The organism is Halalkalibacter oceani (assembly GCF_023715705.1).
Classification (GTDB): domain Bacteria; phylum Bacillota; class Bacilli; order Bacillales; family Bacillaceae_D; genus Halalkalibacter; species Halalkalibacter oceani_A.
Map to the genome: position 1 here is coordinate 13,790 of NZ_JAMBOS010000033.1, position 25,171 is coordinate 38,960.

At 46.3% G+C, this 25,171-nt stretch carries 26 protein-coding genes and 1 pseudogene; 24 read left to right on the forward strand and 3 right to left on the reverse strand.

What is annotated here, in order from left to right; all coding sequences use genetic code 11:
• Positions 1-3: 3 nt before the first annotated feature.
• The 4 genes and pseudogenes from M3212_RS19800 (at position 4) to M3212_RS19815 (ending at position 5,255) form a co-directional block, all read left to right on the forward strand.
• Positions 4-768: pseudogene (locus M3212_RS19800) on the forward strand (ABC transporter ATP-binding protein).
• The gene (locus tag M3212_RS19805) at positions 743-2,614 is read left to right on the forward strand and encodes an ABC transporter permease (protein ID WP_251195671.1); all 1,872 of its coding nucleotides are present in this window, start codon (positions 743-745) and stop codon (positions 2,612-2,614) included. The pseudogene M3212_RS19800 and the gene M3212_RS19805 overlap by 26 nt, the downstream one beginning before the upstream one ends.
• 382 nt (positions 2,615-2,996) lie before the next feature.
• On the forward strand, positions 2,997-4,382 hold the full coding sequence (locus tag M3212_RS19810) for an aspartate aminotransferase family protein (RefSeq protein ID WP_434084063.1): 1,386 nt from the start codon (positions 2,997-2,999) through the stop codon (positions 4,380-4,382).
• Positions 4,383-4,400: 18 nt separating this feature from the next.
• Positions 4,401-5,255, forward strand: a complete 855-nt coding sequence (locus M3212_RS19815; RefSeq protein ID WP_251195673.1) for a MurR/RpiR family transcriptional regulator — start codon at positions 4,401-4,403, stop codon at positions 5,253-5,255.
• A 121-nt stretch (positions 5,256-5,376) separates the two neighbouring features.
• Here the strand turns inward: M3212_RS19815 and M3212_RS19820 are convergent, their stop codons facing one another.
• Both M3212_RS19820 and M3212_RS19825 read right to left on the reverse strand, forming a co-directional pair.
• Positions 5,377-7,341 carry a TRAP transporter permease gene (locus M3212_RS19820; RefSeq protein ID WP_251195674.1) on the reverse strand — a complete coding sequence of 655 codons (1,965 nt, stop codon included), beginning with the start codon at positions 7,339-7,341 and terminating at the stop codon, positions 5,377-5,379.
• Positions 7,342-7,458: 117 nt separating this feature from the next.
• Positions 7,459-8,394, reverse strand: coding sequence for a TAXI family TRAP transporter solute-binding subunit (locus M3212_RS19825; RefSeq protein ID WP_251195675.1), 936 nt, complete (start codon positions 8,392-8,394; stop codon positions 7,459-7,461).
• 219 nt (positions 8,395-8,613) lie between these two features.
• On the opposite strand from M3212_RS19825, the gene M3212_RS19830 reads away from it, so the two are divergent.
• From M3212_RS19830 to M3212_RS19880, 11 genes are all read left to right on the forward strand, one after another.
• On the forward strand, positions 8,614-9,876 hold the full coding sequence (locus M3212_RS19830; RefSeq protein WP_251195676.1) for an L-lactate MFS transporter: 1,263 nt from the start codon (positions 8,614-8,616) through the stop codon (positions 9,874-9,876).
• Between the two features lie 55 nt (positions 9,877-9,931).
• Positions 9,932-12,922 carry a formate dehydrogenase subunit alpha gene (fdhF, locus tag M3212_RS19835; protein ID WP_251195677.1) on the forward strand — a complete coding sequence of 997 codons (2,991 nt, stop codon included), beginning with the start codon at positions 9,932-9,934 and terminating at the stop codon, positions 12,920-12,922.
• Complete coding sequence (locus M3212_RS19840) at positions 12,897-13,385, forward strand: DUF1641 domain-containing protein (protein ID WP_251195678.1); 489 nt, start codon at positions 12,897-12,899, stop codon at positions 13,383-13,385. The genes fdhF and M3212_RS19840 overlap by 26 nt, the downstream gene beginning before the upstream one ends.
• 16 nt (positions 13,386-13,401) lie before the next feature.
• Positions 13,402-13,620 (forward strand): heavy-metal-associated domain-containing protein, encoded by a 219-nt coding sequence (locus M3212_RS19845; protein WP_251195679.1) that lies wholly within the window; start codon positions 13,402-13,404, stop codon positions 13,618-13,620.
• Between the two features lie 18 nt (positions 13,621-13,638).
• On the forward strand, positions 13,639-13,776 hold the full coding sequence (locus M3212_RS19850) for a hypothetical protein (RefSeq protein ID WP_251195680.1): 138 nt from the start codon (positions 13,639-13,641) through the stop codon (positions 13,774-13,776).
• Positions 13,777-13,969: 193 nt separating this feature from the next.
• A complete protein-coding gene (locus M3212_RS19855) occupies positions 13,970-14,632 on the forward strand; it encodes a GntR family transcriptional regulator (RefSeq protein ID WP_251195681.1) in 663 nt (220 codons plus the stop codon).
• 219 nt (positions 14,633-14,851) lie between these two features.
• Complete coding sequence (locus tag M3212_RS19860) at positions 14,852-15,877, forward strand: Bug family tripartite tricarboxylate transporter substrate binding protein (protein WP_251195682.1); 1,026 nt, start codon at positions 14,852-14,854, stop codon at positions 15,875-15,877.
• A gap of 94 nt (positions 15,878-15,971) precedes the next feature.
• Positions 15,972-16,424: a tripartite tricarboxylate transporter TctB family protein gene (locus M3212_RS19865; RefSeq protein ID WP_251195683.1), complete on the forward strand. Its 453-nt coding sequence runs from the start codon at positions 15,972-15,974 to the stop codon at positions 16,422-16,424.
• A 14-nt stretch (positions 16,425-16,438) separates the two neighbouring features.
• Positions 16,439-17,950, forward strand: coding sequence for a tripartite tricarboxylate transporter permease (locus M3212_RS19870; RefSeq protein WP_251195684.1), 1,512 nt, complete (start codon positions 16,439-16,441; stop codon positions 17,948-17,950).
• 26 nt (positions 17,951-17,976) lie between these two features.
• Positions 17,977-19,146, forward strand: coding sequence for an amidohydrolase family protein (locus M3212_RS19875; protein WP_251195685.1), 1,170 nt, complete (start codon positions 17,977-17,979; stop codon positions 19,144-19,146).
• A 38-nt stretch (positions 19,147-19,184) separates the two neighbouring features.
• Entirely contained in the window at positions 19,185-20,507 is a 1,323-nt protein-coding gene (locus M3212_RS19880; RefSeq protein WP_251195686.1) for a TIGR00366 family protein, read from the forward strand.
• A gap of 100 nt (positions 20,508-20,607) precedes the next feature.
• On the opposite strand, the gene yidD is transcribed toward M3212_RS19880, so the two are convergent.
• Positions 20,608-20,847, reverse strand: a complete 240-nt coding sequence (gene yidD, locus M3212_RS19885; protein WP_251195687.1) for a membrane protein insertion efficiency factor YidD — start codon at positions 20,845-20,847, stop codon at positions 20,608-20,610.
• Between the two features lie 167 nt (positions 20,848-21,014).
• On the opposite strand from yidD, the gene comGC reads away from it, so the two are divergent.
• From comGC to M3212_RS19930, 9 genes are all read left to right on the forward strand, one after another.
• Positions 21,015-21,392: a competence type IV pilus major pilin ComGC gene (gene comGC, locus M3212_RS19890; RefSeq protein ID WP_285874823.1), complete on the forward strand. Its 378-nt coding sequence runs from the start codon at positions 21,015-21,017 to the stop codon at positions 21,390-21,392.
• A complete protein-coding gene (comGD, locus tag M3212_RS19895) occupies positions 21,392-21,838 on the forward strand; it encodes a competence type IV pilus minor pilin ComGD (RefSeq protein ID WP_251195688.1) in 447 nt (148 codons plus the stop codon). Before comGC ends, comGD begins: the two co-directional genes overlap by 1 nt.
• 70 nt (positions 21,839-21,908) lie before the next feature.
• Positions 21,909-22,133, forward strand: coding sequence for a hypothetical protein (locus M3212_RS19900; RefSeq protein WP_251195689.1), 225 nt, complete (start codon positions 21,909-21,911; stop codon positions 22,131-22,133).
• On the forward strand, positions 22,105-22,572 hold the full coding sequence (gene comGF / locus M3212_RS19905; RefSeq protein WP_251195695.1) for a competence type IV pilus minor pilin ComGF: 468 nt from the start codon (positions 22,105-22,107) through the stop codon (positions 22,570-22,572). Before M3212_RS19900 ends, comGF begins: the two co-directional genes overlap by 29 nt.
• Positions 22,569-22,940 (forward strand): competence type IV pilus minor pilin ComGG, encoded by a 372-nt coding sequence (gene comGG, locus M3212_RS19910; protein ID WP_251195690.1) that lies wholly within the window; start codon positions 22,569-22,571, stop codon positions 22,938-22,940. The genes comGF and comGG overlap by 4 nt, the downstream gene beginning before the upstream one ends.
• Positions 22,941-22,972: 32 nt before the next feature.
• The gene (locus M3212_RS19915; protein ID WP_251195696.1) at positions 22,973-23,443 is read left to right on the forward strand and encodes a shikimate kinase; all 471 of its coding nucleotides are present in this window, start codon (positions 22,973-22,975) and stop codon (positions 23,441-23,443) included.
• Between the two features lie 43 nt (positions 23,444-23,486).
• Positions 23,487-23,666 carry a YqzE family protein gene (locus M3212_RS19920; protein WP_251195691.1) on the forward strand — a complete coding sequence of 60 codons (180 nt, stop codon included), beginning with the start codon at positions 23,487-23,489 and terminating at the stop codon, positions 23,664-23,666.
• 234 nt (positions 23,667-23,900) lie between these two features.
• Positions 23,901-24,617, forward strand: coding sequence for a helix-turn-helix transcriptional regulator (locus M3212_RS19925; protein ID WP_251195692.1), 717 nt, complete (start codon positions 23,901-23,903; stop codon positions 24,615-24,617).
• 137 nt (positions 24,618-24,754) lie between these two features.
• On the forward strand, positions 24,755-25,000 hold the full coding sequence (locus M3212_RS19930; RefSeq protein WP_251195693.1) for a DUF2626 domain-containing protein: 246 nt from the start codon (positions 24,755-24,757) through the stop codon (positions 24,998-25,000).
• Positions 25,001-25,171 lie beyond the last annotated feature (171 nt).

Genomic DNA, 25,171 nt, shown 5'->3' on the forward strand with positions numbered 1-25,171 from the left:
GTGATGCTGGATGTGAAACAAGTAAGTAAGATCTATGATGGCAAAATGACTTACCGCGCGTTAACAGATATTAACCTTACAATCGAGACAGGAGAATTTGTCGGGATCATGGGTCCGTCAGGCAGCGGCAAAACGACGTTGCTGAATTTGATTGCGACAATTGATGAACCGACAACCGGTGAGGTGCTGATTGACGGGAAAAATCCTCACCAGTTAAAAAAGGACGCGTTGGCCTAATTCCGCCGTCGCGAATTAGGCTTTGTGTTTCAAGAGTTTAACCTTCTTCATACGCTAACCGTTGAGGAGAACATTGTCCTCCCGTTAACATTGGATGGACATAAGGTGCCGGACATGAAACAAAAGGCGGCTGCAATTGCAGAAAAGCTCGGGATAACCAGTATTATGAACAAACGAACCTATGAAATTTCCGGTGGACAGGCACAGCGGACGGCTGTTGCCCGGGCGATGATCCACACGCCGAAATTGCTGCTTGCTGATGAACCGACGGGCAATCTTGATTCAAAATCATCGAAGGATGTCATGAGCATGCTGGAATCAATCAATCAGCAGGAGCGGACAACGATGATGCTCGTTACCCACGATCCGCAGGCGGCGAGTTATTGCAACCGCGTCGTCTTTATCCGCGACGGCAAATTGTATTCAGAAATTCACCGCGGCGAGAATCGGCAATCGTTTTTCCAAAAAATTATCGACACACTTTCGCTCATGGGAGGGGACGCACATGACTTTTCGCAAATTCGCGTTTAATAATGTGCTCCGCAACAAAAGGCTGTATGCGGCCTACTTCCTGAGCAGCATGTTTACGGTGATGGTCTTTTTTACATTCTCTATTTTTGCTTATCACCCCGCCTTGAGCGGCAGTGATATGAATGCGAATGTCCAGCAGGGGATGAATATTTCCGCAGGGATCATCTATGTTTTTTCGTTTTTCTTTATTCTCTATTCAATGAGTTCTTTCTTACAGTCGCGTAAAAAAGAATTCGGTTTATTAATGCTCCAGGGAATGGCGGTCAGGCAAATCCGAATGATGGTCTTTTTGGAGAACATGCTCATCGGTTTCTTTGCGACAATTGGCGGAGTGGGGCTTGGGCTCGTGTTCGCTAAAGCGATTCTGCTCGTTGCGGAAAATCTTCTCGTCATCGGGGACGAATTGCCGTTTTATCTTCCGACACAGGCGGTCGTAGTAACATTCGTTTCATTTATCGTGCTCTTCTTTGTCATTTCTTTATTTGTCTCCTATGTGCTTCGGACTAAGAAGCTGATTGAATTAATAAAGGGCGCAAAAAAATCAAAGGGCGAGCCGGCAGCCAACCGTTTCTTGGTCATATGTGCCGTTATTTTGCTTGGTGCGGGATATGGAGTCGCCTTATCCGTAGAAGGAGTCGGCGTCTTAGCGGCGATGCTGCCGGTCATTATTGTGGTGACGATCGGAACGTATTTGCTTTTTACGCAATTAAGTGTGTTTATCATTCGACGTCTGAAAAGAAACGAAGCGATGTTTTGGCATAAGACGAATATGCTGTTATTTTCCGATCTTTCCTTTCGAATGAAAGACAATGCTAGGACGTTTTTTATGGTCGCAATGGTTTCGACCGTTGCATTTAGTGCGATGGGAACGCTGTACAGCTTTCAAAGTGTCTCATCGAGTTATGTGGAAATGAGGTATCCGAATACTTTTGCCTATTTGGAAAGTGATGAGCGAGATGTCGAGGAAGACATTGCCCTCGTCGAAAACATGCTGGCTGAAGAAAAGGTTGAGACGGACAAGGCGCAGATGGTGCTGAGCTATTATGAAGTTGCGGGAGACCGGATTTTGATAGCGAGACAGTCTGATTTTAACCGCTTTGCCGAACTGATTGGTGAAGAGGAGCTTGAATTGGAAAATGGCCAAATGATTGCGGTCGAATTTGAAGGGATGGCTTATGGCCAAACAGAAGAGCTGCTCGGGCAGACCGTACCGTTAGCATCCGGTGTTGATGTAACGGCCGCTGATACAATTGAATCGAGAGCGCTGCCCGAAGTCGATTCTTATTTTGTTGTAACGGATCATGATTTTTCGGAGCTGCTTCTTGCTCCGGTTGAGGAAAGAGGCTATCATGCCTGGCAGGCGGCAGATGGAGAACAGAGGATACTGAATGTGGCTGAAAGAGTGTATGTCAAGCTCCCGCTTTCCTCTATTTCTTCTCGAGATTACGAAGTGGATCAAACGAAAAAAGGGTATGCGCCGATCATGTTTGTCGGACTGTTTATCGGTCTTGTCTTTTTCGTGGCTGCCGGGAGCTTTCTCTACTTCAGGCTATATATGGATTTGGATGAAGACAAGGAGAAGTTCAGGGCGATTGCCAAAATGGGTTTAAGTGTGAAAGAGTTGAAAAAAGTGCTCAGCCGGCAAACAGCCCTGCTGTTCTTTGCACCGATCGTGGTCGCTTTGATTCACGGTGCTGTCGCGCTCACAGCCTTATCTCATTTGTTTTACGAAAACCTGGTCAGAGAATCGGCAATCGTACTCGGCACGTTCCTGATAATCCAAATCATTTATTTCTTTATCGTCCGTTTCTTCTATACGAAGCAGATTCAGGTGGAAATTACGTAAAATACAGTAGAGGAAGCAAACGGGTAGGGAGAGGAAAAAGACAGGTAGGTTGGAGCTTGAGACAAAACTAGCTTTGGACCTACTGGCACTGGCTTCACACGCCACAAGCCCGTTGTGAGAAACCCACTCACAACGGGCTTTAAAAGATCGTGGCGGTTCCGCTCATTGCTTAGAGGCTGGGCAAAAGGTGAAAACAACCTTTGTCCCAGCCTCTTTTACGTGAGGAAGGAAGTATAGTGAAGGGAATTCAAGAAGGATCAGCTTCATATATAAACTTTAATGAAATTTATCATTCATAAATAGGTAGAAGCATAAGATAGTGACACGTGCTGTTCATATCCATATAAGGAAAAGAAAAAAACGTAAGGTGAGTGATGAATGGATGGCGATGGTGGAAGGTACAGGACTGGAATGTGGGTATACAGCGAAAACGTTCCATTCGCGAGCCTGGATTGAACAGGCGAAGCAGGTAATGCCCGGTGGAGTGACGGCGAATATTAAGCATTTTGCGCCCTATCCGCTTGTAATGAAAAAAGGAAAAGGAGCCTTCCTTACAGATGTGGATGATCGGCAATACGTGGATTATTTGCTAGCCTACGGGGCATTAATGCTCGGTCACGGTCACCCCGAGGTGAAACAGGCGATAGATGAGGGATACGAAGACGCCGGAACATTCCTGTTTGGAGCACCGCATCCGCTGGAAGTGACGTTTGGGCAGGAAATCCAGCGGCTTTATCCGAGTATCGAGCGGCTCCGTTACACGAACTCCGGAACTGAAGCAACACTTTTAGCCGTGCGGCTTGCGAAAGCCTATACGAATAAAACGCGGCTTGCCAAGTTTGAAGGTCACTATCATGGGGGATATAATGACGTTCTTTACAGCGTCAATCCGCCACTTTCAGAAGCTGGACCGGCAGATGTCCCGTGCGCTGTCCAGGAATCAATGGGCATACATGAAACAGAGCGAGAGGCGCCGCTTATTTTACCGTTTAACAATCTGGCGGCATGTGAGCGATTATTGCGGGAACATCAGTCCTCACTTGCTGCTGTAATCATTGAACCGCTGCAGGGAGGGTTTATTCCGGCCACACCCGGTTTTATTGGAGGTTTACGAAAGCTAACGGAGGAGCTTGAGATTTTGCTCATTTTTGACGAAGTGAAAACAGGCTTTCGCATTATGCTTGGCGGTGCCGAGCAATGGTATCAGGTGGAGCCGGATCTAACGACACTTGGTAAAGTGATTGGCGCCGGATTTCCGTTCGGCATCACAGGAGGCCGGAAAGAGATTATGGAGCTGACGTCCCCGGAGGTCGGAGCGGATTTGTTTGATCAATCCGAAAGTCGGTTTGCACGGGCAAAGCATGTTGTTTTTCATAGTGGCACCTATAATGGTCATCCGCTAATTTTAGCGGCAGGGCTTAAAACGATTGAAGTGCTTAAAAGAGAAATTGACGGCGTCTTTGCCGTTACCGCTATGCTGAAGCAGGAACTTGAAGCGTTGTTTAAGCGGAAAGGAATCCCGATGAAAGCGGTTGGTACCGGTTCAATCTTCAATGTCGTCCTCACAGAAGAAGACATCCTCAATTATCGCGATCTACAAGCGTCCGATCTTGAAACGAGGAAAACGATCGATTTGCTTTTATTAAATGAAGGCGTTTATACGAAGCCTCTGAATCGCTACAGTTTATCCACGGCGCATACGGAGCGGGAAGTGGAACAGACAATCGCGGCGTACGACCGGGTGTTAACGCGGTTTGTTGGAGGGTGATGCAAAGGAGTGATGCCTGTGTTAAACAATGATGTCTACAGACGGATCAGCGAGCTGCGGGAGAAAATGAGCAAATCGCAAAAGAAAATTGCTAGCTATTTGGTTCAGCACCCGGATACCGCTCCTTTTCTTACTGCATCAAAATTAGCTAAGCAGGCAACGGTGGGGGAAGCGACGGTGATCCGTTTTGCCGTTTTTTTAGGCTATCAGGGCTACCCGGATATGCAGCGTCATTTGCAGGAGGCGCTGCAACAGAAAATGACTTCGGCCGAAGTATTTGCCAGGACAACGGACCGGGATGAGCAGCCGGCTCACGCCATTGAAGAAATTTTGACCGATGACATCACCAATTTGCGGGCAACCTTGCAGCAAATTGAGCCGGAAGAGTTTGAGCGGGCTGTTGAGCGGATGATGGGGGCGAAGCGGATTTATGTCGTTGCCTATCGCAGTGCGGCAAGTCTTGGGCAATTTTTAACCTTTTATTTAGATCTCGTGTTACAAAATACTGAATTGGTTGAGCAGGCTGACGGTGTCTCAGAGCATCTGCTTGATATTACAGAAGATGATCTCGTGATCGGCTTTGGCTTTGCCCGCTATACGAAACGGACGGTTGAAGTATTGAAATATGTCAAGCAGCGGGGGGCCAACACGATTGTCATAACCGATCACGCGTTATCCCCACTCGTCCCATACGGCGACCACGTTCTCCTGGCGGCGACAGAAATCAACTCGTTCATCGATTCCTTTGCGGCACCGCACAGCATTGCAAGCGCGCTCATTACGGCTGTTACGCGTTCAGAGCATAAAAAAGTCCAGCTGCGGTTACAACAACTGGAAGAGCTGTGGGTATCTTTCGACGTGTTTTATGAATAGACGATCAAGCCGTCCGCGACTGGATGAAATAAACGTTGCTTTTCGTGAAGCAGCGTCTATTTCATCTACTACGGTCTTGCTTCACTAGTGCCGCATTACACAGCTTTCGTTATTCGAACGTTTAGGCAGTTGCCTGCTTCTCGTCTTTCCCGCGCTTGCGCAAAAGCTGGAGGCCGGCAACGACAAGGACGACAACCAATCCTGCGACGGACAGCAGACCCGGGAAGATTAAGGCGATGCCGGCAATGAATAAGAAAATACGCTCAGCTATGTTTGTTCGGGCTACAAAATAGTTCATCATCGCTCCACTGACCGCGGCCATACCGAGAAGCGCTGTTCCGACAGCGATCACGATGTCGATCAAGTTGGCATCGACTAATAGCAGCACCGGGTTATACATAAAGGCATACGGAATGATAAAGGCTGCGATCGCCAGTTTAAAGGCAGTCGCTCCCGCTTTCATCGGATTGGCCCTGGCTATCCCGGCTCCGGCATAGGCGGCGAGACAGACAGGCGGTGTAATATCGGCGACAATCCCGAAATAGAACACAAAGAAATGGGCGGCAATCAGCGGAACATTGTCAAACGCCATCAACGCCGGGGCAGCCATTGAAGCTGTCACGACATAGTTGGCTGTCGTCGGCAAACCCATTCCGAGCAGAATGCAGGCGATCATGGTGAAAAACAAGACAAGCAGGAAAACGCCTCCGGCAAGGTCGATAATCCCTCCGGCAATTTTTCCTCCTAAGCCTGTTGTCGTGACAATCCCGGCAATAATCCCGGCGGTGGCACAGGCAGCGATAACGGGCAAGGCGATCTGCGCGCCCTGCTCCAGCGTATCGATCATGTCACGGATTCCCATCCGCGTATCTTTTCGGAATAAGCTGACGAAGAAGGCGGCGCCGATTCCAAAAAGGGCAGCCCGTGTCGGCGAGAAACCGAGATAGAGCATGACGATGATCGCTACGAGCGGGGCGAGCAAATCGAGCCGCTTAAGAATGCCCTTTAACGAAGGCAGCTGCTCTTTCGGCAGCCCGTGAATGCCTTGTTTTTTTGCCTCGAAATGGGTCCCCATGAACACCCCGGAAAAATAAAGAAGAGCAGGAATAATGGCAATTAAAATAATTTCCTGATAGGGGATGGCTGTATTACTCGCCATAATAAATGCCGCGGCCCCCATGATCGGCGGCATAATCTGTCCGCCGGTTGAGGCGGAAGCTTCAGCGGCTGCTGAAAATTCCGGCTTGAAGCCGGCGCGCTTCATCATCGGAATCGTAAATGATCCGGAGCTGACGGTGTTGGCGACCGAACTCCCTGTGACCATTCCTTGCAGTCCGCTCGCCGTGACGGCAGCCTTCGCTGTTCCACCCGTCATCCGTCCTGTCGCGCCAAAGGCAAGGTCATTGAAAAACTGTCCGATTCCTGTTTTGGTCAGCATCACTCCGAAAAAGAGAAAGAGGAAGATGAAGGTAGATGAAATCCGGATCGGCGTCCCGAAGATCGCTTCCGTATTAAAAAACATCAGCGTCATGAGCCGCTCAAAATCAAAGCCGGCGTGACGGAACTGGGCGACCGGAAAATGCTGGCCAAACAGTCCGTACAATAAAGCAGCGACGGCAATAATGACAATCGGCAGTCCAACCGCGCGCCGCGTTGCCTCAAGAACGAGTAGCACGCCGAGCGTGGCGACGATCATATCGACATTACTGTAGCCGAGAATTTGTACCTGATTGCTTGTCAGCCGTTCGTATTCAAACACGATATAAAAGTTTACCGCCAGGGCAAGCAGGGCAAGGACACCGTCATACCAGGGAACGCCGGCTTTTTTCAGCATTGAGCGCTTGAACGGGTACAAAATAAAAATCAATGACAATCCGCCAGCTAAATGGATCGCACCTTGAATGAGGCTGACATAGGCGCCGCGAAATGATGTATACAGCTGAAAAAGAGTGAAGGAGATCGCCAGGATCGTCACGACCCATGCCCATTTTTTCAGGTTCGTGCGGTAGTTGGATTCCTTATCATACTTGCGCAAAATTTCTTCAGCGTTATCGACCGTTGACGCTGGAGGCTGCTTTTCTTTCATTCAGCATTCACCACCTTAATAGTCATAACATGGAACGACTTTGGCAAAAATGACCGTGATGGAAGTAGTGGTATAAAAAAAGACTGGACAGCGAGGTGCCCAGTCGCTTTGCGTTCATCAGTCAATCAATCCTTGTTCTTGGAAATACCGTTCGGCCCCTGGGTGGAATGGCAGGCTGTCGGAGCCAAGCAAAACGGTGTCCATTGTCATATGCTCTCCTTGGGGGTGGGTGATGCTCTCCGCGTTTTCGTACAGGCCTTTTACAATCTCGTAGCCGAGTTCTTCGCTTACCTGGTCAAGTGAGCCAACAAGAATTGCATAAGCGGTAACCGTACTGACAGGCTCATCTAAGAAATCATAAGCATCGGCTTCGATTTCATAGGCGCCGTAGTCGCTGTTCTCTTCCACATAGGCCAGCGCCTCGCCGTCAATTGGTAAAATGACAACCTCCCGTTGCAGGGAAAGCTCCGCAGTTGTGCTGTCAGGTAAGCCGAGAAGACCGAAGGAGGCGTCGAGCTGACCATCCTGGATGCGGGCCGCCGCATCACCGAATCCTTCTTCAAACGACTCGTAATCTCCGTCTTCAATTCCATAGGCTTCGAGAATCAGACGGGCCGCTGAAACTTCCGGGTAAATGTAGCCTAAGAAACCGAAGTTATCAACGACTGCTCCTTCAAAATCCCCTTCACCCGCCAACGCTTCAATTGCCGGAATATGAACCGTCATCCCAAGCTGCATTTCTCCGCGGAAAATTTGCCCGAGGTTGTCAACCGATGCGCCAGATGCAACCGCACTGACGTTAAAGCCATCATACTCGACATTTGCGTTTAAGACATTGGCGATTTCCTGACCGAGCGGATAGTATGTACCGCCAGTACTACCGGTGCCAAGCTGTAAGTCTGTTACGTAATCTCCCTCCGCTTCCTGACCTTCGCCCGTGTCAACTGTATCGTCACCCGCTGGTTCTTCAGGCTCGGTCCCGCCGCCGCATGCGCCTAAGATCAATCCAAGTGACAGAACGCCCGTTGTTAGAAAGCCAAGTTTTTTCTTCATCAAATTCCCCCTTTTTCTCTTCTTTTATTTCGTACGCGCTTTCCTTTCGGTATATTCCCATTTTAATCTGAATTTTCTTGTAATGTCAAAGAAATGGGAAAAGTTTCATGGGAGAAAATCCGACATTTTCCATATGGCGCAATTCCTTTCTTGTTTGTAAGTATCAAATAAAGGAAGACGTTCATACTAACACTAACTTACTTGAAAGGAGTGGGGAAAATGGCCAGACCCAAAAAAAATCGTTGGTTAATTGCGTTGTCCGCTATTTTCATTCATCTCTCAATCGGGTCTGTATATGCGTACAGTGTTTTTCAGACACCGTTACATACTGAACTTGGTTGGGAAAGCACAACTGTGACGATCGCTTTTACGATTGCGATCTTCTTTTTAGGAATGTCTGCTGCTTTTTTTGGCAGATTCGTTGAGAAGAAAGGACCGCGTGTTTCGGCCTTCTTATCGGCCATTTTGTTCGGACTGGGACTGATTGGAACAGGACTGGCGATTAATGTCGGAAATGTGTATCTCTTTTATCTGATGTATGGCGTTCTTGGCGGAATCGGGCTGGGGATCGGCTATATTGCTCCAGTATCAACATTGGTCAAATGGTTTCCCGACCGGCGTGGCCTGGCAACCGGGATGGCGGTGTTTGGCTTTGGGGCCGGGTCTCTGATCGCCAGTCCGGTCGCGGCGCAGCTAATTGAACGGATTGGTACGGCCAATACATTCTTTCTTCTTGGCGCTGTCTATTTCATTCTGATGGTCCTTGGAGCCGCCTACATTGTACGGCCGCCTGAAGGCTGGATGATGTCCTCGCAGAAGGACGAAGAGGATGGCAAGCTAGTCAAAAAAGCTGATCTGTCGCAGCTGACCGCAAATGAAGCGATCAAAACAAAGCGCTTTTGGATGCTGTGGTGGATGATGTTTATTAATATTTCATCCGGCATCATGCTGATCTCCGTCGCCTCGCCGATGGCGCAGGAAAAAGTGGGGATCTCAGCCATTGCCGCCGCGGGAATCGTCGGTGTGATGGGGCTGTTTAACGGAGGCGGGAGAATTGCCTGGGCATCCTTCTCCGATTATTTAGGACGTGAAAATGTCTATCTCATCTTTTTTATCGTTCAGCTCATCTCTTTTTTCATCTTGCCAACGATTACGAGCGCGCTCATTTTTCAAATTCTGATGTACGTGATCGTTTCGATTTACGGCGGAGGATTCGCCTCCTTGCCGGCGTTTATCGGCGATTTGTTTGGGACGAAGCAATTAGGTGCGATTCACGGCTATTTGCTGACAGCCTGGGCTTTGGCCGGTGTCCTTGGCCCGATGATCGTTTCGTTTATCCGTACTACGACCAACAGCTATGATCAAACATTTTATATCTTTGCCGCTTTAATTGCCTCAGCTCTCGTCGTGACGATCTTTTTAAAGCGGGAGATTAAAGCGATTCGCGCAGGCAACAATGAACCACATGCTAGTGCGACGTGAATGGTCGGCTGGTCGGCAATTGCCAGCCTAGAAGAAATGAAGGGAAGGTGAGAAGATGTCTGCCAATACATTTCAAATCAAGATTAACGGGCAAGCGTACGAGGCGAAAGAAGGTCAATCCATTTTTGAAGTGGCGAAGGAGGGAAGTCTCTATATTCCCGGTATTTGCTCGTCTCAGCCGGATTTAGGGATCGGCGTTATTCAAACCTGTGATACTTGTTTTGTCGAGGTCAATGGGGAGCTGCAACGCTCCTGTTCGACAAAAGCTGTTCCTGAGATGAAGGTCGAAACGACATCGCCGCTCGCCAGGGAGGCCCAGCATGAGGCGATGTCAAGAATACTGGAGAACCATGAGCTTTACTGTACGGTCTGTGATAATAACAATGGGAACTGTACGGTTCATAATACAGCTGAATATCTGGAAATTGAACATCAAAAATATGAATTTACGCCAAAGCCTTACCCGCCGGATAACTCTCATCCTTTTTATCGCTACGAGCCTGACCAATGTATTTTATGCGGGTTATGTGTTGAAGCCTGTCAGGACTTGCAGGTGAGTGAGGTGCTGTCGATTGATTGGAGCAGGGAGCAGCCGCGCGTGATCTGGGATGATGATGTGCCGATTGACGAGTCGTCCTGTGTTTCCTGCGGTCACTGTGTCACCGTATGTCCGTGTAACGCCCTGATGGAAAAATCGATGCTCGGAAAAGCAGGGTACATGACGGCGATTCCTAATAATGTTCTCGAACCGATGATTGATTTGACGAAGGAAGTCGAGCCAAGCTACCGTGAGATCTTTACGATTTCGAATGTGGAAGCAACGATGAGGGAAGACAGAATTTCGCGGACGAAAACAGTTTGCACGTATTGCGGAGTCGGCTGCAGCTTTGAGGTATGGACAAAGGATCGCGAAATTTTAAAAATCCAGCCCTCTCCCGAAGCGCCGGTAAATGGCATTTCGACCTGTGTGAAGGGGAAATTCGGCTGGGATTTCGTCAACAGCAAGGAACGGTTAACGAAGCCGTTAATCCGCAAAGGAGAGAAGTTTGTCGAAGCGACATGGGAGGAAGCGCTAACGCTAATCAGCTCTAAATTGACCGGGATCAAAGAGCAGTACGGTCCCGATGCGATGGGCTTTATTTCATCATCCAAGTGTACGAACGAGGAAAATTATCTATTTCAAAAGCTGGCCCGCTCCGTCTATGGAACGAACAATGTCGACAATTGTTCGCGCTATTGCCAATCACCAGCCACGGCAGGTTTGATGAGAACAGTCGGCTTGGGCGGTGATTCAGGCACGATGGAGGATATCGCGCAATCAGATTTGATTTTTGTGATTGGCGCCAATCCGGCTGAATCACATCCTGTACTGGCTACCCGGGTAAAACGGGCCCACAAACTGCATGATCAGACGTTAATTGTCGCCGATCTTAGGAAGCATGAGCTGGCCGAAATGGCGGATTTGTTCCTCCATCCGAAGCCATCCAGTGATATCGTCTGGCTAAATGCCGTGACGAAATACATCATTGATCAGGGCTGGGCTGATGAAGACTTTATCCGCTCCAGGGTAAACGGCTTTGAGGAATTTGTGAAGTCGCTTGAAACATTCACGCTGGACTATGCTGTGGAACATACAGGGCTGTCAAACGAGCAGCTGATCGAACTGGCGACGACGATTTCCGAAGCAAAAAGCATGTGTATCTTATGGGCGATGGGCGTCACCCAGCATTTAGGTGGGACCGAGACAAGCACGGCGATTTCCAATTTGCTGCTTGTCACCGGGAATTATGGCAGACCCGGTACGGGCGCTTATCCGCTCAGAGGGCATAATAATGTTCAGGGCGCCTGTGATTTCGGGACGATGCCGGCCTGGATGCCGGGCTATGAACCGGTGGAAAGTAAAGAGGTCCGGGCCCGTTATGAAAAAGCATGGGGGACACCGATTCCTGAAAAACCGGGGTTAAATAATCATCAGATTGTCGAAACGATTCATTCCGGAAAAATAAAAGGAATGTATTTATTTGGTGAAGAAATGGGTCTCGTTGATTCAAATATTAATTACGTCCATGAAGCATTTGAGAAATTGGATTTCTTTGTTGTACAGGATATCTTTTTCTCGAAAACGGCCCAATTTGCCGATGTTGTCCTTCCGGCGGCGCCAAGCCTTGAAAAGGACGGCACATTTACAAATACGGAAAGACGGATTCAGCGGCTTTATAAAGTGTTTGAGCCGCTTGGCGAGAGCAAGCCTGACTGGGAAATTTTCCAGGAAGTCGCCAACAGTCTGGGCGCAAACTGGTCATACAGTCACCCAAGTGAAATTATGGCCGAAGCCGCAAGTCTGGCCCCGCTTTTTGCCGGGGTCAGCTATGAACGGCTGGAGAATTGGCAAAGTCAGCTCTGGCCTGTGAAAAAAGACGGGACGAGCACCCCACTGCTTTATGAGGATCGCTTTCCTTTTGAAGATGGGAAAGCAAAGCTTTTTCCGGTTGAATGGCGCGAGCCGTACCACCCGGGCGAAGAATATGATTTGCATTTAAACAATGGACGGATGCTTGAACATTTCCATGAAGGGAATTTGACTTACCGGTCTGAGGGAATCACCCATAAAGTACCGGAGCCGTGGCTTGAAGTGTCACCTGAACTGGCTGAGGAGCGGGGGATCGAAACCGGGGCGCTCGTCCGCCTCATTTCTCCTTATGGAAAAGTTAAACTGCGCGTATGGGTAACCGAACATGTGAAAGGAAAAGAGCTGTATTTGCCAATGAACACAAGGGAAGAATCGGAGGCCGTCAATCGCCTGACGAGCAGCTACCATGATTTCATTACACATACACCAAATTACAAAGAAATGAGCGTGCGGATGGAAGTGATTGAAAAGAGCGGGGAATCTCCTATTCCGAGACATAATCATCGCTTTGGCAATCGTCAGCCGCAGCTCGGGGTAAATGTAGAGAAGAAGTGGAGCAGGGAGGATTTTATCTCCATTCCTGAGATGCTTGAAAGCGGGGGATTTGGCGATGGCCAGGAAAATCGAGCAAATTGATAAACAAATGCCGGACCAAGTCGAAATAAATGCCGAAGCGCTAAAGCTCCTGACAGATCAAATCGCTGAAAATCAACGTTCTCTCACTGTTTTTTTAGAGATTATCGAAGAATTGCATGCAGCCGGGATTCTCGATCTGATGAAAGGATTATTAAAAACGCGAGACAAGGTAGGCGCCCTGGCGGTTGAGCAATTGAATCAGCCCGGGGCCCATCGCATGATAAAAAATGGGATGAGCCTGCTTCAAACAGCTAGTCAAATTGAACCCGAACAGCTGACAAGAATAATGAATGGCATGACGAAGGGACTTCAGGCGACGGCGCAACACAGCAGCAATGAGCCGGTCAGCATGTGGCAGATGGTGAAAATGATGCGTGATCCGCACGTGAATGCTTCGCTGCAAACGATGCTTGGTTTTATGCAAGGAATGGGTCAGGAGCTAAACAAGAATAACGTTCATTAGAAAGGGGGCTGCAGCGATGATAACCGCGAAAATGGTCGTCCAAAATATGAAAACCGAACAGGACATGCAAAAGGTCGATGCCGTGTTACACGACGTATGGGGAGTGAGACAAGTCGAAGCTGATCTGACAACAAAGGAAGTACTGATCTCCTACAATGAAAACGCCGCATCCTTCCACGATTTTGAACAGGCGATAATCGACTGCGGCTATCAGATCGACCATCGGGCAGAGTAGCCGGAAAGGAGAGTCATGATGGCAAGAATTTGCGAAGTTTGCGGGCGGGTCGACGACAACAACCATGAAGACGACATCGAGCACGACCTGTTAGATGTATGCGCCTCCTGCACGAGCGACCGCCAGCAGCACATTATGAGCATTGATGAGGAGTAATCAAATAGCATAACTAGTGGAGTGAACGAGATTGCATAAGAGAGGCCGTGGCAAACTTTTGCCGCGGTCTCTGTCCGTTGTATGTGGGTTTTAAAAATAAATAGAAAAATTCTTCAAAAGATGGCAGGACTTTGCCTTACACTGTATAATTACAAAAAAATAAATATTCTGTCTCTATTGAGGGGTAATCGCGATGAATCATGCAGATGTAATAGCAAAGGAATTAATGTGGGAAAAAGTACTTGAAAGTCTTCGAAGGCAAATCATTCTAGGTCAGCTTAAAAAAGGAGAGCATCTAAAAGAAATTCAACTATCAAAGAAATTTGGGGTAAGCAGAGGACCAATCAGAGAATCTATTAAACAATTAGAGAAAGAGGGACTTGTTTATACATCGAGAAACGGGAGGACATGTGTATTAGGTTTATCAAAGAAAGATATAGAAAATATATACTATGCCAGAATTTTGCTTGAAGTTGCGGCTGTAGAACAAATAGCATTTCCGTTGCAGCAAAGCTATATTCATAAAATGAGGAAGCTAATCGAAGAAGTAGATGACAACAAACAGCTAACAAGAGAAGAGGTCGATCATTACGATTTATTGTTTCACTACCATTTAGTCGGGCTTTCTGAAAACAGAATGCTGGTTCAGATGTGGTTAAGTATGAAAGGAACAATAAAAACGATCATGGAAATTACAAATAAATATAATGCTGAAAAAAATATAAAAGTGATAAACCAGCATAAGGATATAGTAGAAAGCCTTGTATCTCATGATAAGCCCAAGGTGAAAAGACTAATCAAGAGCCATTTAACGGACGCGAAAAATGCGATTATTAAAGGCTATAAGGAAGTTTAGTTTAATAATTTATAATTTATTGACAATTTAAAATAATAAAAATATAATGAGCTTAGGAAAAAATTGTTAACAATCAACAGAAGTCTAGAGAGCATGTTAAAAGAGTTATTTGTTAACAATCAACAAGCTGTAACAATTCGAGTTTTGCTCTTCGTGTTGAAATGTAAGCGGATTCAAAAGGAGCAACATCTATTTTATAACATGAGAGAGGTGTTCATTTTGAAAAAGTCGTTATTGCTTTTATGTTTTTTGTTGCTGTTTGGAATTAGTTTAGCTGCATGCGGTGGAGAGCAGCAAGCAAGTGGCGGTGAAGAGGCAGAAGGAAATAACGAAGGAGAGGCAGGACAGCCATTGGACTATCCGACGAAGCCGGTGGAAATTATTGTTCCCTATGATGCTGGTGGCGGCCAGGATATTGCTGCGAGGACGTTTGCAAAACATCTTGAAGAGGAACTCGGTCAGCGGGTGATTGTGTCGAACGTGTCAGGAGGTGGTGGGGTTATGGGTCATACGCAAATTGCTAATGCGGAGCCGGATGGTTATACACTGGGCATTATTCACACCTTTACTTCTGTTGACCAGTTTACTTTGGCTGAAATTCCTTATACCGAAAAGGATTTTAAACCGGTGGCAATGATTGCGGCGGATCCTTTAGTATTAGTTGCCAAGAAGGATATAGGCGTAGACAATTTTGAGGACTTTATTGAATATGTGAAAGGAAAGCCGGGAGAAGTAACGATCGGAATGGGTGGTCCGTGGAATGGTCATGACTTCTTCAGGCATAAATTAGAAACGGAAACAGGCGTTGAATTTGAGCGGATGTTATTTCAGGGCGGTGCCCCGGCTCTTACTGCCGTTGCCGGCGGGAATGCTGACAGCGCGACACCATTTGTGGCAGAGGCTTTAGCACAAATCGAGGCGGATACAGTTGTGCCGTTAGCGGTAAGTAGTGATGAAAGGTCACCATTGTTACCTGATATTCCGACAGTAAAAGAATTTGGGTATGAGGTGACCCAATATATGTGGCGTGGTTTTGCTGTTCCGGCAAATACCCCACAGGAAATTGTCGATTATCTCGATGAGGCTTTTACGAACACATTCAATAATCCACAGTATCAAGAGGATGCTGAAAAAGCGGGAATTAGCCTTTCCTTTAAAAACCATGAGGAATTTACAACATACGCGGAGGAGGAATTTGAAGCATATAAAAGCGTTGTGGAAGAGCTTGGTATCGAACCTCAATAATAGGTAAGCAAAATAACGGGGGCCATCCTCTCTATAAAAGGATCTCTTCCCCGTTATTTTTTCACGGAAAAACTTAGGGTAGGGTGGGTTACTTATGCTAAATCGTTTGCGGCAAATACATCCGGATATTTTCATAGCGGTATTTTTACTCGTATTCTTAAGCTTTCTCTGGCAAGTGAATAATGAAGCACCGCCCCGGGCCAGCCAATATCCCAAGTATTTATTGCTTTTTTCTTATTTATTGACGATGGGCTTGCTCATAACCTCTTTGCGAAAAAAATCCGCGCCAAGCAAGAAAGCCAACGCGGGAAGCTATAAACAGATCATGATCATTACGCTTATCACCGTCATCTATGTAGCGATGATGAACTATTTAGGCTTTGGAGTTTCTACCTTCGTATATATGTTTACTGTGCTTTGGATTCTCGAAGTAAGAAGGCTAGTGATCGTAATCCTCGTTCCGCTTTTAACGACAGCGATTCTATATTTTATTTTTAATAATCTCTTGATGGTGTTATTACCCCAAGGCTATTTTTTTGGCGGCTAATGGAGGAATGAGTGATGGTTGAATCAATTTTGCTGGGCGTCACAGGTTTGTTAAATCCTTTAAATCTTGGAATTATCGTTTTTGGGCTGCTGATTGGAATGGTTTTTGGCGCTTTACCTGGATTTAGCGCAACGATGGCTTTGGCTGTGCTGGTCCCCTTTTCCTTTTGGCTGCCGCCGGATACTGCCTTATTGATGCTGAGTGCTGTATATTGCAGTTCCATTTATGCCGGGTCGATTCCCGCTGTTCTGCTTGGTATTCCCGGGACTCCGGCCTCTGTGCCAACGACGTATGATGGATTGGCCATGACAAAGCAGGGAAAAGCAGGCCAAGCCTTGGCTTATGTGACCTTTGGATCGAGTGCAGGAGGGGTGTTAAGTTCGATCGCACTGCTGGTCGGTGCTCCACTGCTCGCGTTGGTTGCTTTAAAAGTAGGGCCGCCGGAACAAATGATGCTTGCGATTTTCGGATTGAGTGTTGTTTGTACATTGTCATCAGGAAATATGCTGAAAGGGGTATTGGTCGGCTTCTTAAGCTTGCTGCTGGCGACGGTAGGGCAGGATCCCGTTGAAGGGTATCCAAGATTCACGCTCGGATTCCATGAACTGCTGGGGGGGATTCCGCTCATCCCTGTTCTGATCGGGCTATTCACGATACCCGAGGTTTTTAATATGATCGAGCAAAGGACAAAAAATAGAAGGACACCCCCGAAAATTGGCTCGCTAAAAGTCACTTTACGAGAAAAAATGAGGATGTTTTTGCTGACATTTCGCTCAGCCTGTATTGGAATCGGAATTGGGATCATCCCAGCCGCGGGTCCCGAAATAGCATCCTTTATTTCTTATAATGAAGCAATACGTTCATCGAAGAATCCGGAAAAATTCGGCAAGGGAGCCCCCGAAGGAATTGTTGCTGCTGAAGCGGCAAATAACGGGGTTACAGGTGGATCATTAATTCCTTTGCTCACGCTGAGCATTCCAGGAAGCGCACCGGCGGCTGTTTTTCTAGGGGCATTGTTAATTCACGGTTTACGACCGGGCCCCACTTTATTTACGCAAAATACGGACATTGTTTATACATTACTTGTCGGCTTCATCGTCATTAATATCCTGATGTATTTTATCGGTTTATTATTTAATCGAATTTCTTCTCAAGTCATAAAAGTTCCGGTCAATCTGTTAATCCCGATTATCCTGGTTTTTGCTATTCTCGGCTCCTTTGCCGTGCAGCGAGCATTATTTGACGTGGGCATTATGCTGATAGCAGGTTTGGTCGGTTATTTTATGATTAAACATAATTATCCGGTAGCGCCCATCGCCCTGGCCTTAATTCTCGGTCCTTTGTTGGAACAGGCGCTGCAGCAGTCGCTTACGATGACGCAGGGGAACCTCCTGTTAGTATTTGCAAGGCCACTTACGATTGTCTTTCTCATATTGACTTTACTATCACTGTTTTGGCCGTTACTTTCTAAAGCGTTTGTAAAATTGAAACCGCCGCAGGAGCATAACAATTATGTAAACAAATAAATTTCTTTCAAAATGGAGGGGATCGAATGAGAATGGTAATAAAAGCTTCCTTTTTATTCGACAGTAGAAAGGGGACGTTTGTCGCCGATCCGGTTGTGCTTATTGAGAATGATCAAATCATTGATCTACAGTATGGTGAGGTTGACTTGGACCGTGCTGATCAAGTAATTGATTTAATGGGCTATACGTTATTGCCTGGACTGATCGACGCGCATGATCATTTATCTTTATCTCCCCAATTGGAGAACCACCCCGCGTTAATGAATGACCCGGATCCGTTATTAATGATCAGAGCGATTGAAAATATGAAAATCGATTTGAAAAAAGGCATTACGACGTCGAGATGCCTTGGAGATAAAAATTTTATTGATATTTATATTAGAGATGCGGTGGAACAAGGAATTGTAGAGGGTCCGAGAATCATCACCTGCACAAGAGGAATTAAAGCTACTCATGCCCATGGCTCAGTAGGTACTGTATTTAATGGAAAAGAGGAGATAAGGAGAGCTGCACGGGAGAACTTGTTACGGGGTGCTCAATTTTTGAAGCTGTTTATCACTGATACAATTCGTACGGGTGAGTTTATGCCTTATTACATGACGCGAGAAGAAGTTCGTGTTGTTGTGGAAGAAGCTGCACAGGTAGGAAAAAAGGTAGCGGCGCATTCGATTGGCGGAGAAGGCTTAACGATTTGCATCGAAGAGGGGGTTGAAGTAATTGAACATGCTTACTTTGCCTCTGACCAGCAAATTGAAGCGATGAAGGAGAATAATCACTGGGTTGTATTAACGCCGAGCATTTTCTTTAATGATCGGAGATGGAGTACAGTTCCGGCTTCGGTCGCCGCAGGGTTCAGAAGAAACAGGGAAGAAGTTCTGGAGCGGCATCAGGCTATTTTACGATCGGGTATTAAATTTGCCGTAGGGACGGATGCAACACACGGTCAATTGGACGAAGATATTATTTTTCTTGTCAATATTGGAGGTGACCCGGTTACAGTGCTTCAAGGAGTTACGATAAATGCCGCAAAGGTCTGTGATTTTGAAGACCAGATCGGTTCGGTAGAAATAGGGAAAAAAGCAGATCTTGTCGCTTTGAAAGGGAAGCTTCATGAGGACATCAACTTAATTAAAAACATTGAGTGGGTCATGAAAAATGGCGAAATCAAAGTGGAAAATAATATTGCATATTTTTAATAAGCCTTTGATTTCCCCTCCGGAGAAGGAGGGATTTGATGATCTATAAAATCAGAAACTTCTTAGATTGCTATTTGCCGAACGCCTTTACGATTGCCCTTTGTTTAACGCTTTTAGTGCTCGTACTCGGTGCAATCATTCAACAGCAAACGCCGGTGCAAATGATTTTATACTGGTATGATGGATTTTGGGGATTTCTTACCTTCACCTTGCAAATGTCATTAATGTTAGTGCTGGGAAGCACGATAGCAACTGCTTCGGCAGTAAAACGCGTGTTAGAGCGGATTTTTGTTAAAGTCGATACTCCTTTAAAAGCTCTTTATCTGATAATGATTATGTCAGCATGGGCCACCTTTTTTAACTGGGCTGTCGGAATGATTATCGGTCCCGTACTTACATTACTCATGAAAAAACGAATGCCGCATATTAAGTCAGCCCATCTCATCGCGGCATCCTATGCGATGTACGTCATTATCTTTCCGGTATCCATTAGTTCAACTACTGCGTTGCTTGTTACGACTTCCGGCCATTTTCTGGAGAGTCAAATAGGAATTGTCCCATTCCAGCAAACGATCTTTGCACCAAAAGCTATATTTACTAGTGTTATCTCCTTTTTTGCTCTTCTGGCCTTCTTTCACTTTATCGTGGTAAAAGAAAAATCTACAGGGCAAGCCGTGGGAGAAGTGATAAATGAACGGAAGGAGAGTAAGGCTGAATCTAGCGGTCATGTTTTTGCTGCCAAAGCGAACAACAGTCCATTACTGACCTATTTGTTATGCTTTTGCGCTTTATTGGCCGCCTTTTTTTACGTGAAGGAAAATAAGCTAATGATTGATTTCAATTTCATAAACTTTATTCTTTTGTTTTTAGGTATGGCCATCTATAAAAGCCCGGAAAAGTATGCTAGTTCGTTTAAAGAAAATATCTCAATCATTTCCGGTATTATTCTTCAGTTTCCCTTATATGCGGGAATCATGGCGATGATTTCAGATTCCGGCTTGGTCGGGACACTTATTCAATGGATCACGAATGTTTCGACAACAGAAACATTCCCATTTTGGGTCATCCTCTCTTCCTCCGTGATCAATTTCTTCATTCCGGCTAATGGAGGTCAATGGCTCATTACAGGATCATTGCTTACAACAGCAGCAGACAACTTAGGTGTCCCGATTGGGACAACGATAAACGCCTTTAATTTTGGTACATTTACTTCAAACTTTCTCCAACCATTTTGGGCTTTACCGGCCCTGGCGCTCTCAGGGCTAAAAATAAAAGACATCTGGAGTTATTGCCTGATCGCGTTTCTGATTTTCATGGCAACGACTCTTATCTGTTTCTATCTCCTTCCTGATTCGTGGTAAGAGGCTGGTCGTCACTCTCAGAAGGGAGCGATAAAACGGAGCCTAATTGGTGGATGTTTGATGTCCAAGTAGGGCTCATGTAAGTAGCCGGAATGCTGAATTAAGAGTGCCGGCACTTCCTCTTCTCCAGCGGAGGAACTTCGTCAATTCCGCCAGGATGGAAGGGGTGGCATTTGCAAATGCGTTTGATTGTAAGCCAGCCGCCTTTTAAGGCACCGAATCTCTGGATAGCTTCGATCCCGTAATGAGAGCAGGTCGGGTAAAAGCGGCATGTTGGTGGCTTGAGCGGCGAGATCACTTTTTGATAAATGGTAATGATGAGCAGCAGAAGCTTTTTCATTTTTTTCACCGACTTAAAAAATTTTAAAAAGATAGCAGGAATTTGCCCGTTCTTGTCTAATTATAGCAACAATTCTGTTATGAGAGGAGGGAAAGGCACTGAATCATTAACTTTTCCGACATGCTGTCCCCTGCTGAGAGCCCCTCGATCAAGATGAGGTGATAAGAATGCAAAGAAAGAAGAAAGCAGCAGAAGGTTTCACACTAATTGAAATTAAGAAACATGCCAGCTCGACTGTTAACAAGAAAAACCGGCAATCCGGCTTCACCCTGATTGAAATGCTCGTTGTGTTGATGATCATCTCTGTTCTGCTGTTAATCGCCATCCCCAATATGGCGAAAAACAATGAAGTCGCTGCTGATAAAGGATGTGAAGCGACGATTAAGCTGTTGCAGACACAGGTTCACGCCTACGAAATTGAAACAGGTAATGAACTGGGCGATCTGCATGATCTTGTCTCCGGCAGATATGTTGAGAGCATTGAATGCCCGGATGGTTCCATCCCCGTATTTAATGAAGGTATTGTGAGTGAGCCTTCAAGCTGATGAAACAGACTCCGAACGGTTTTACCCTGATTGAAAATCTCGTTGTTCTCTCTATTCTGTCCACGCTGATTCTGCTCCCGCTGATCATTATTCCCCACGAACGTTCTTCTGACACCCAGTCTGATTTTGCTGCGCAACAAATAAAAGCTGATTTGCTCCTTGCCCAGCAGGTGGCGATGGCTTCAGGCCGGCCCATCTATGTCAGATTCGATAATACGAGAAAAGAATACCTCATTCGCTATTCCATTTATGATGTCTATATCGCGAAACCTTATCCAATGGACGAAATGAGATTTGTGCCAGGGGTGCTTGGGACTGACTCGATTCGGTTTTTGGCGAGCGGACATCCCAGTCGTTCTGGCTCCTTTATTTTACAGGCCGGTAACCAACGTTATAGCTTCACGATTTACTTAGGGAAAGGAATGATTTCCTATACGAAATTGTAATGGATTCACCTTACTGGAAGTGATGTTTGCCCTCAGCTTCCTTGTTGTCATCAGTGGAGCTTTCCTGCCATTGCTAATCGTTGTTTATCAGGAGCGGCTTACTATGGAAGAAGAGGTGAAAGCATTGGAGGCGCTCGAAGCCGAGATGTATCACTATTTGGCAGGGCTCGCCCCGCAGGAAAGCGACTATCTGATCACAAGAGAGCATGCAGGCGGCGGTTTGATAAAATTCTGTTCTCAATGGACAGGGGTTAATGGACGTGACTATGAAAAATGTCTTTACGCCGCGCGATGAGAAAGGTTTTACCTTACTGGAAATGCTGCTCGTTTTGTCCCTGATACTCCTTTTTCTCTCCCTATTTCCCCTTATCATGAATGTCAACCTCAGTGCGAGCAAGGTAATTCCCGGACAGGACCAGGACGTGACGATGTTCTTTAATCACTTATCGAAGGACATCAGGGAAGCGACCGAGGTTGTAGGCGGCCGCAACCAATTGCTTATTGAAAAAGGCAAGAATGAGAGTCTGTTCATTGAATTAATGCCGTCGCGACAAATCAGACGCCAGCGAAACGGTCTCGGTCATGTGCTGCTGCTTGAACGAGTTCAATCATTTACGTGTAACACAACACGCCAGCTCGTCCGCTGTGAGGTCGAGCTGACAAATGGCGTGAAAAAACAGCGGACAATGGCGCTGCTGTATCCCGGTGAAAGAAGGGGGGAGGAAGGCGAGTGAATGCCAAAGGGTTTATTTACCCGTTAACGATCCTGCTCAGTCTGCTGTTTTGCGCCGTTTTATTTCAGCAAATTGCCGCGTATGCGACGGCGAAGCAGTTTGTCGCCCAGCAGGAAAAGCAGCTTGAATTACAGTCTCTTCTGCAAATTGGGGTTGCCGAATTTCAAAAAAAGCGGCTAGAACCGGTGGAGGGGGAGATTTACACCTTTTCATATCCGGCCGGGACCGTTACACTTGAGGTTAGAGCGATGACCGAAGACTTTGGCACCATTGCTGTTTTGGCAAGGCTGAGGTCAGGAGAGCAGCGACAGGCCAGATTTCAATACAGCTGGCCGGATGCTGTAGTAGAAGGGTATCAGGAGGTTTAAGGGTGAAGCAGCATTATTACATTACCGGGTTTATGGGATCTGGAAAAACAACAATCGGACAAGCTCTGGCAGAGGAGCTGTCTTTTCACGTCATTGATACAGATCAATGGATTGAGGAGCAGGAGAAGCAGCCCATCAGCGAGCTGTTTCGAACAAAGGGAGAGCCTTATTTCCGAAAACAGGAAACGAATGCATTAAAAACAATCGCAGGGCAGCGTCTCATTATTACAACAGGGGGCGGCATTGTCGCCAAAGAAGAAAACAGACAGTTAATGAAGGAAAAAGGGAAAATAATTTATTTGAAATGTGACATTGAAGAAATTTTGAAACGGTTGGAAGATGATGCAACAAGGCCGCTTTTGCAAGGAAAAGACAAGGCAAAAATCGAACAGTTATTTCTGACAAGGAAGGCCTATTATGAGGATGCTGATATCATCATTGATACGACCGGCAGACCAGTCACAGACATCGTCGATGAACTGAAATTGGTAATAGATCTGTAACTGTTTGTCCATACTACTAGTAGTATGGACAGGAGTGATAACAATGTCATTCAATGATTATGTGAAATTTGTGACGCAGCAGGTTGTCTTGAAATTGGAGGAACCGAAAACAGAGAAAGCGGATCGAAAAGCTGAGCGCATGCCGTTTCCGGTTCGGGCTTTTGGGATGATTCCACTTGGTTTGTCGATGTTCTGGCGGAAAAGAATGAAAAAAAGACAATAAGGAGACGGGCGCTGTCCGGGATGTCCTGTCCGGGATTCTTTTTGGCCGACAGGGCGCGCGGGCAGCCTGTCTCCTTTCGTTTTACGCCATGGAATAAGCCTCGATTTGCTACTGCGGCTGTCCCTTAAAAGCGAAAACGGATTCTCTTAGGTCACAGCGCCGGAGAAATTTCATTTATTTGCTTTCCCAACTGTACTATAATGTAGGTAGTTGGTCAGTTGGGGAGTGAAAAAAATGGACCAAAATACACTGAAAATCACCAATGTACTGTCTGATCCTACTCGTTTTTCGATTTATCAATTTATTTCCAAGCAGCGTGGTGATGTCACGGTACAGGAAATCGCCGATCAGTTCAGTATTCATCCAAATGTTGCGAGGCTTCATCTTACGAAGCTTGAGGATGTACAAATGATTGATTCAACGACGAAGAAGACTGGGAAAGGGGGACGTCCTAGTCGTTTTTACCGGCTTTCCGGCGAAGTGATTCAGCTCCAATTTCCATTCCGTGATTATCAGCGTTTGGCGAATATCGCCTTGCAGTCTTTAGCTGATTTTGGCGAGGCCGGGCGTGAAGCTTTGGAAAAGATCGGCTTCAAATACGGCAGAGAAAGCGCGGAGGCTTATGTCCAGCAATTTCACATCAATCATCAAAAGCTGAGCAGGGCGGAAAAAGTAAAGATTATTGAACAAATTGCCGTCAATCAGGGGCTTGACCCTGAAGTTCAGTATGACGAGAAACGGAATGAGATTCATCTAAGCATTTACAATTGCACGTTTAAAGAATTAATGTTCGAGCATTCTTTATCACTATGCTCCATGCACCATCAGCTGTTTAATGGTATTTTTTCATTCTTTTTTGGGGAGCATACGGTTAAGGAAAATAGCAGGATGACAGATCCTGAGGCGCAGGCATGCTTATACTCTGTCATTGCGCTTGCTGATGAATCGTGACACAGTTTTGCCACGGTTCTGGCATTTACAAGTGAAGGAGCAGTCGTATATAATAAAAGCTGTACTAATCATTTGCTATCCTAAGCCGTAGCTTCCACTGGAAGACAGTAGCTTTTGCAAGAAGGAGGGGAACCCAAATGGATCGTATGTTTCGCGTTTTAGCGTTTTGGACAGGGATCTTTGCTGTCTTGTTCTTTGCCGGAGATATGTTTAATATGTCGTTGCTTTTCTTTGCCCAAACAGGAGCATTGTTGGCACTGAGCTATTTAAACTTGTCTGAGCGTGTCTATGTGTATATTTTCGGCGCCTATTTGACGATTTTCTTTGTAGGCTTCACTTATTACTCAACATTCTTGTTAGTACCGAGCTTCGGCGGACATTAAAATATGGTACATACGCACATAAAAAAGACTGACAACTGTCAGTCTTCAGATTGTCGAGAAACCCCACTTCTGAAAAGTGGGGTTTCTATTTTGCCTTTGCTTTTTTCTCTAGGATTTAAGAAATTACTCATAAAAGAAGATTGCCAGCCATCTCACCCTCTGGTGAGGTGG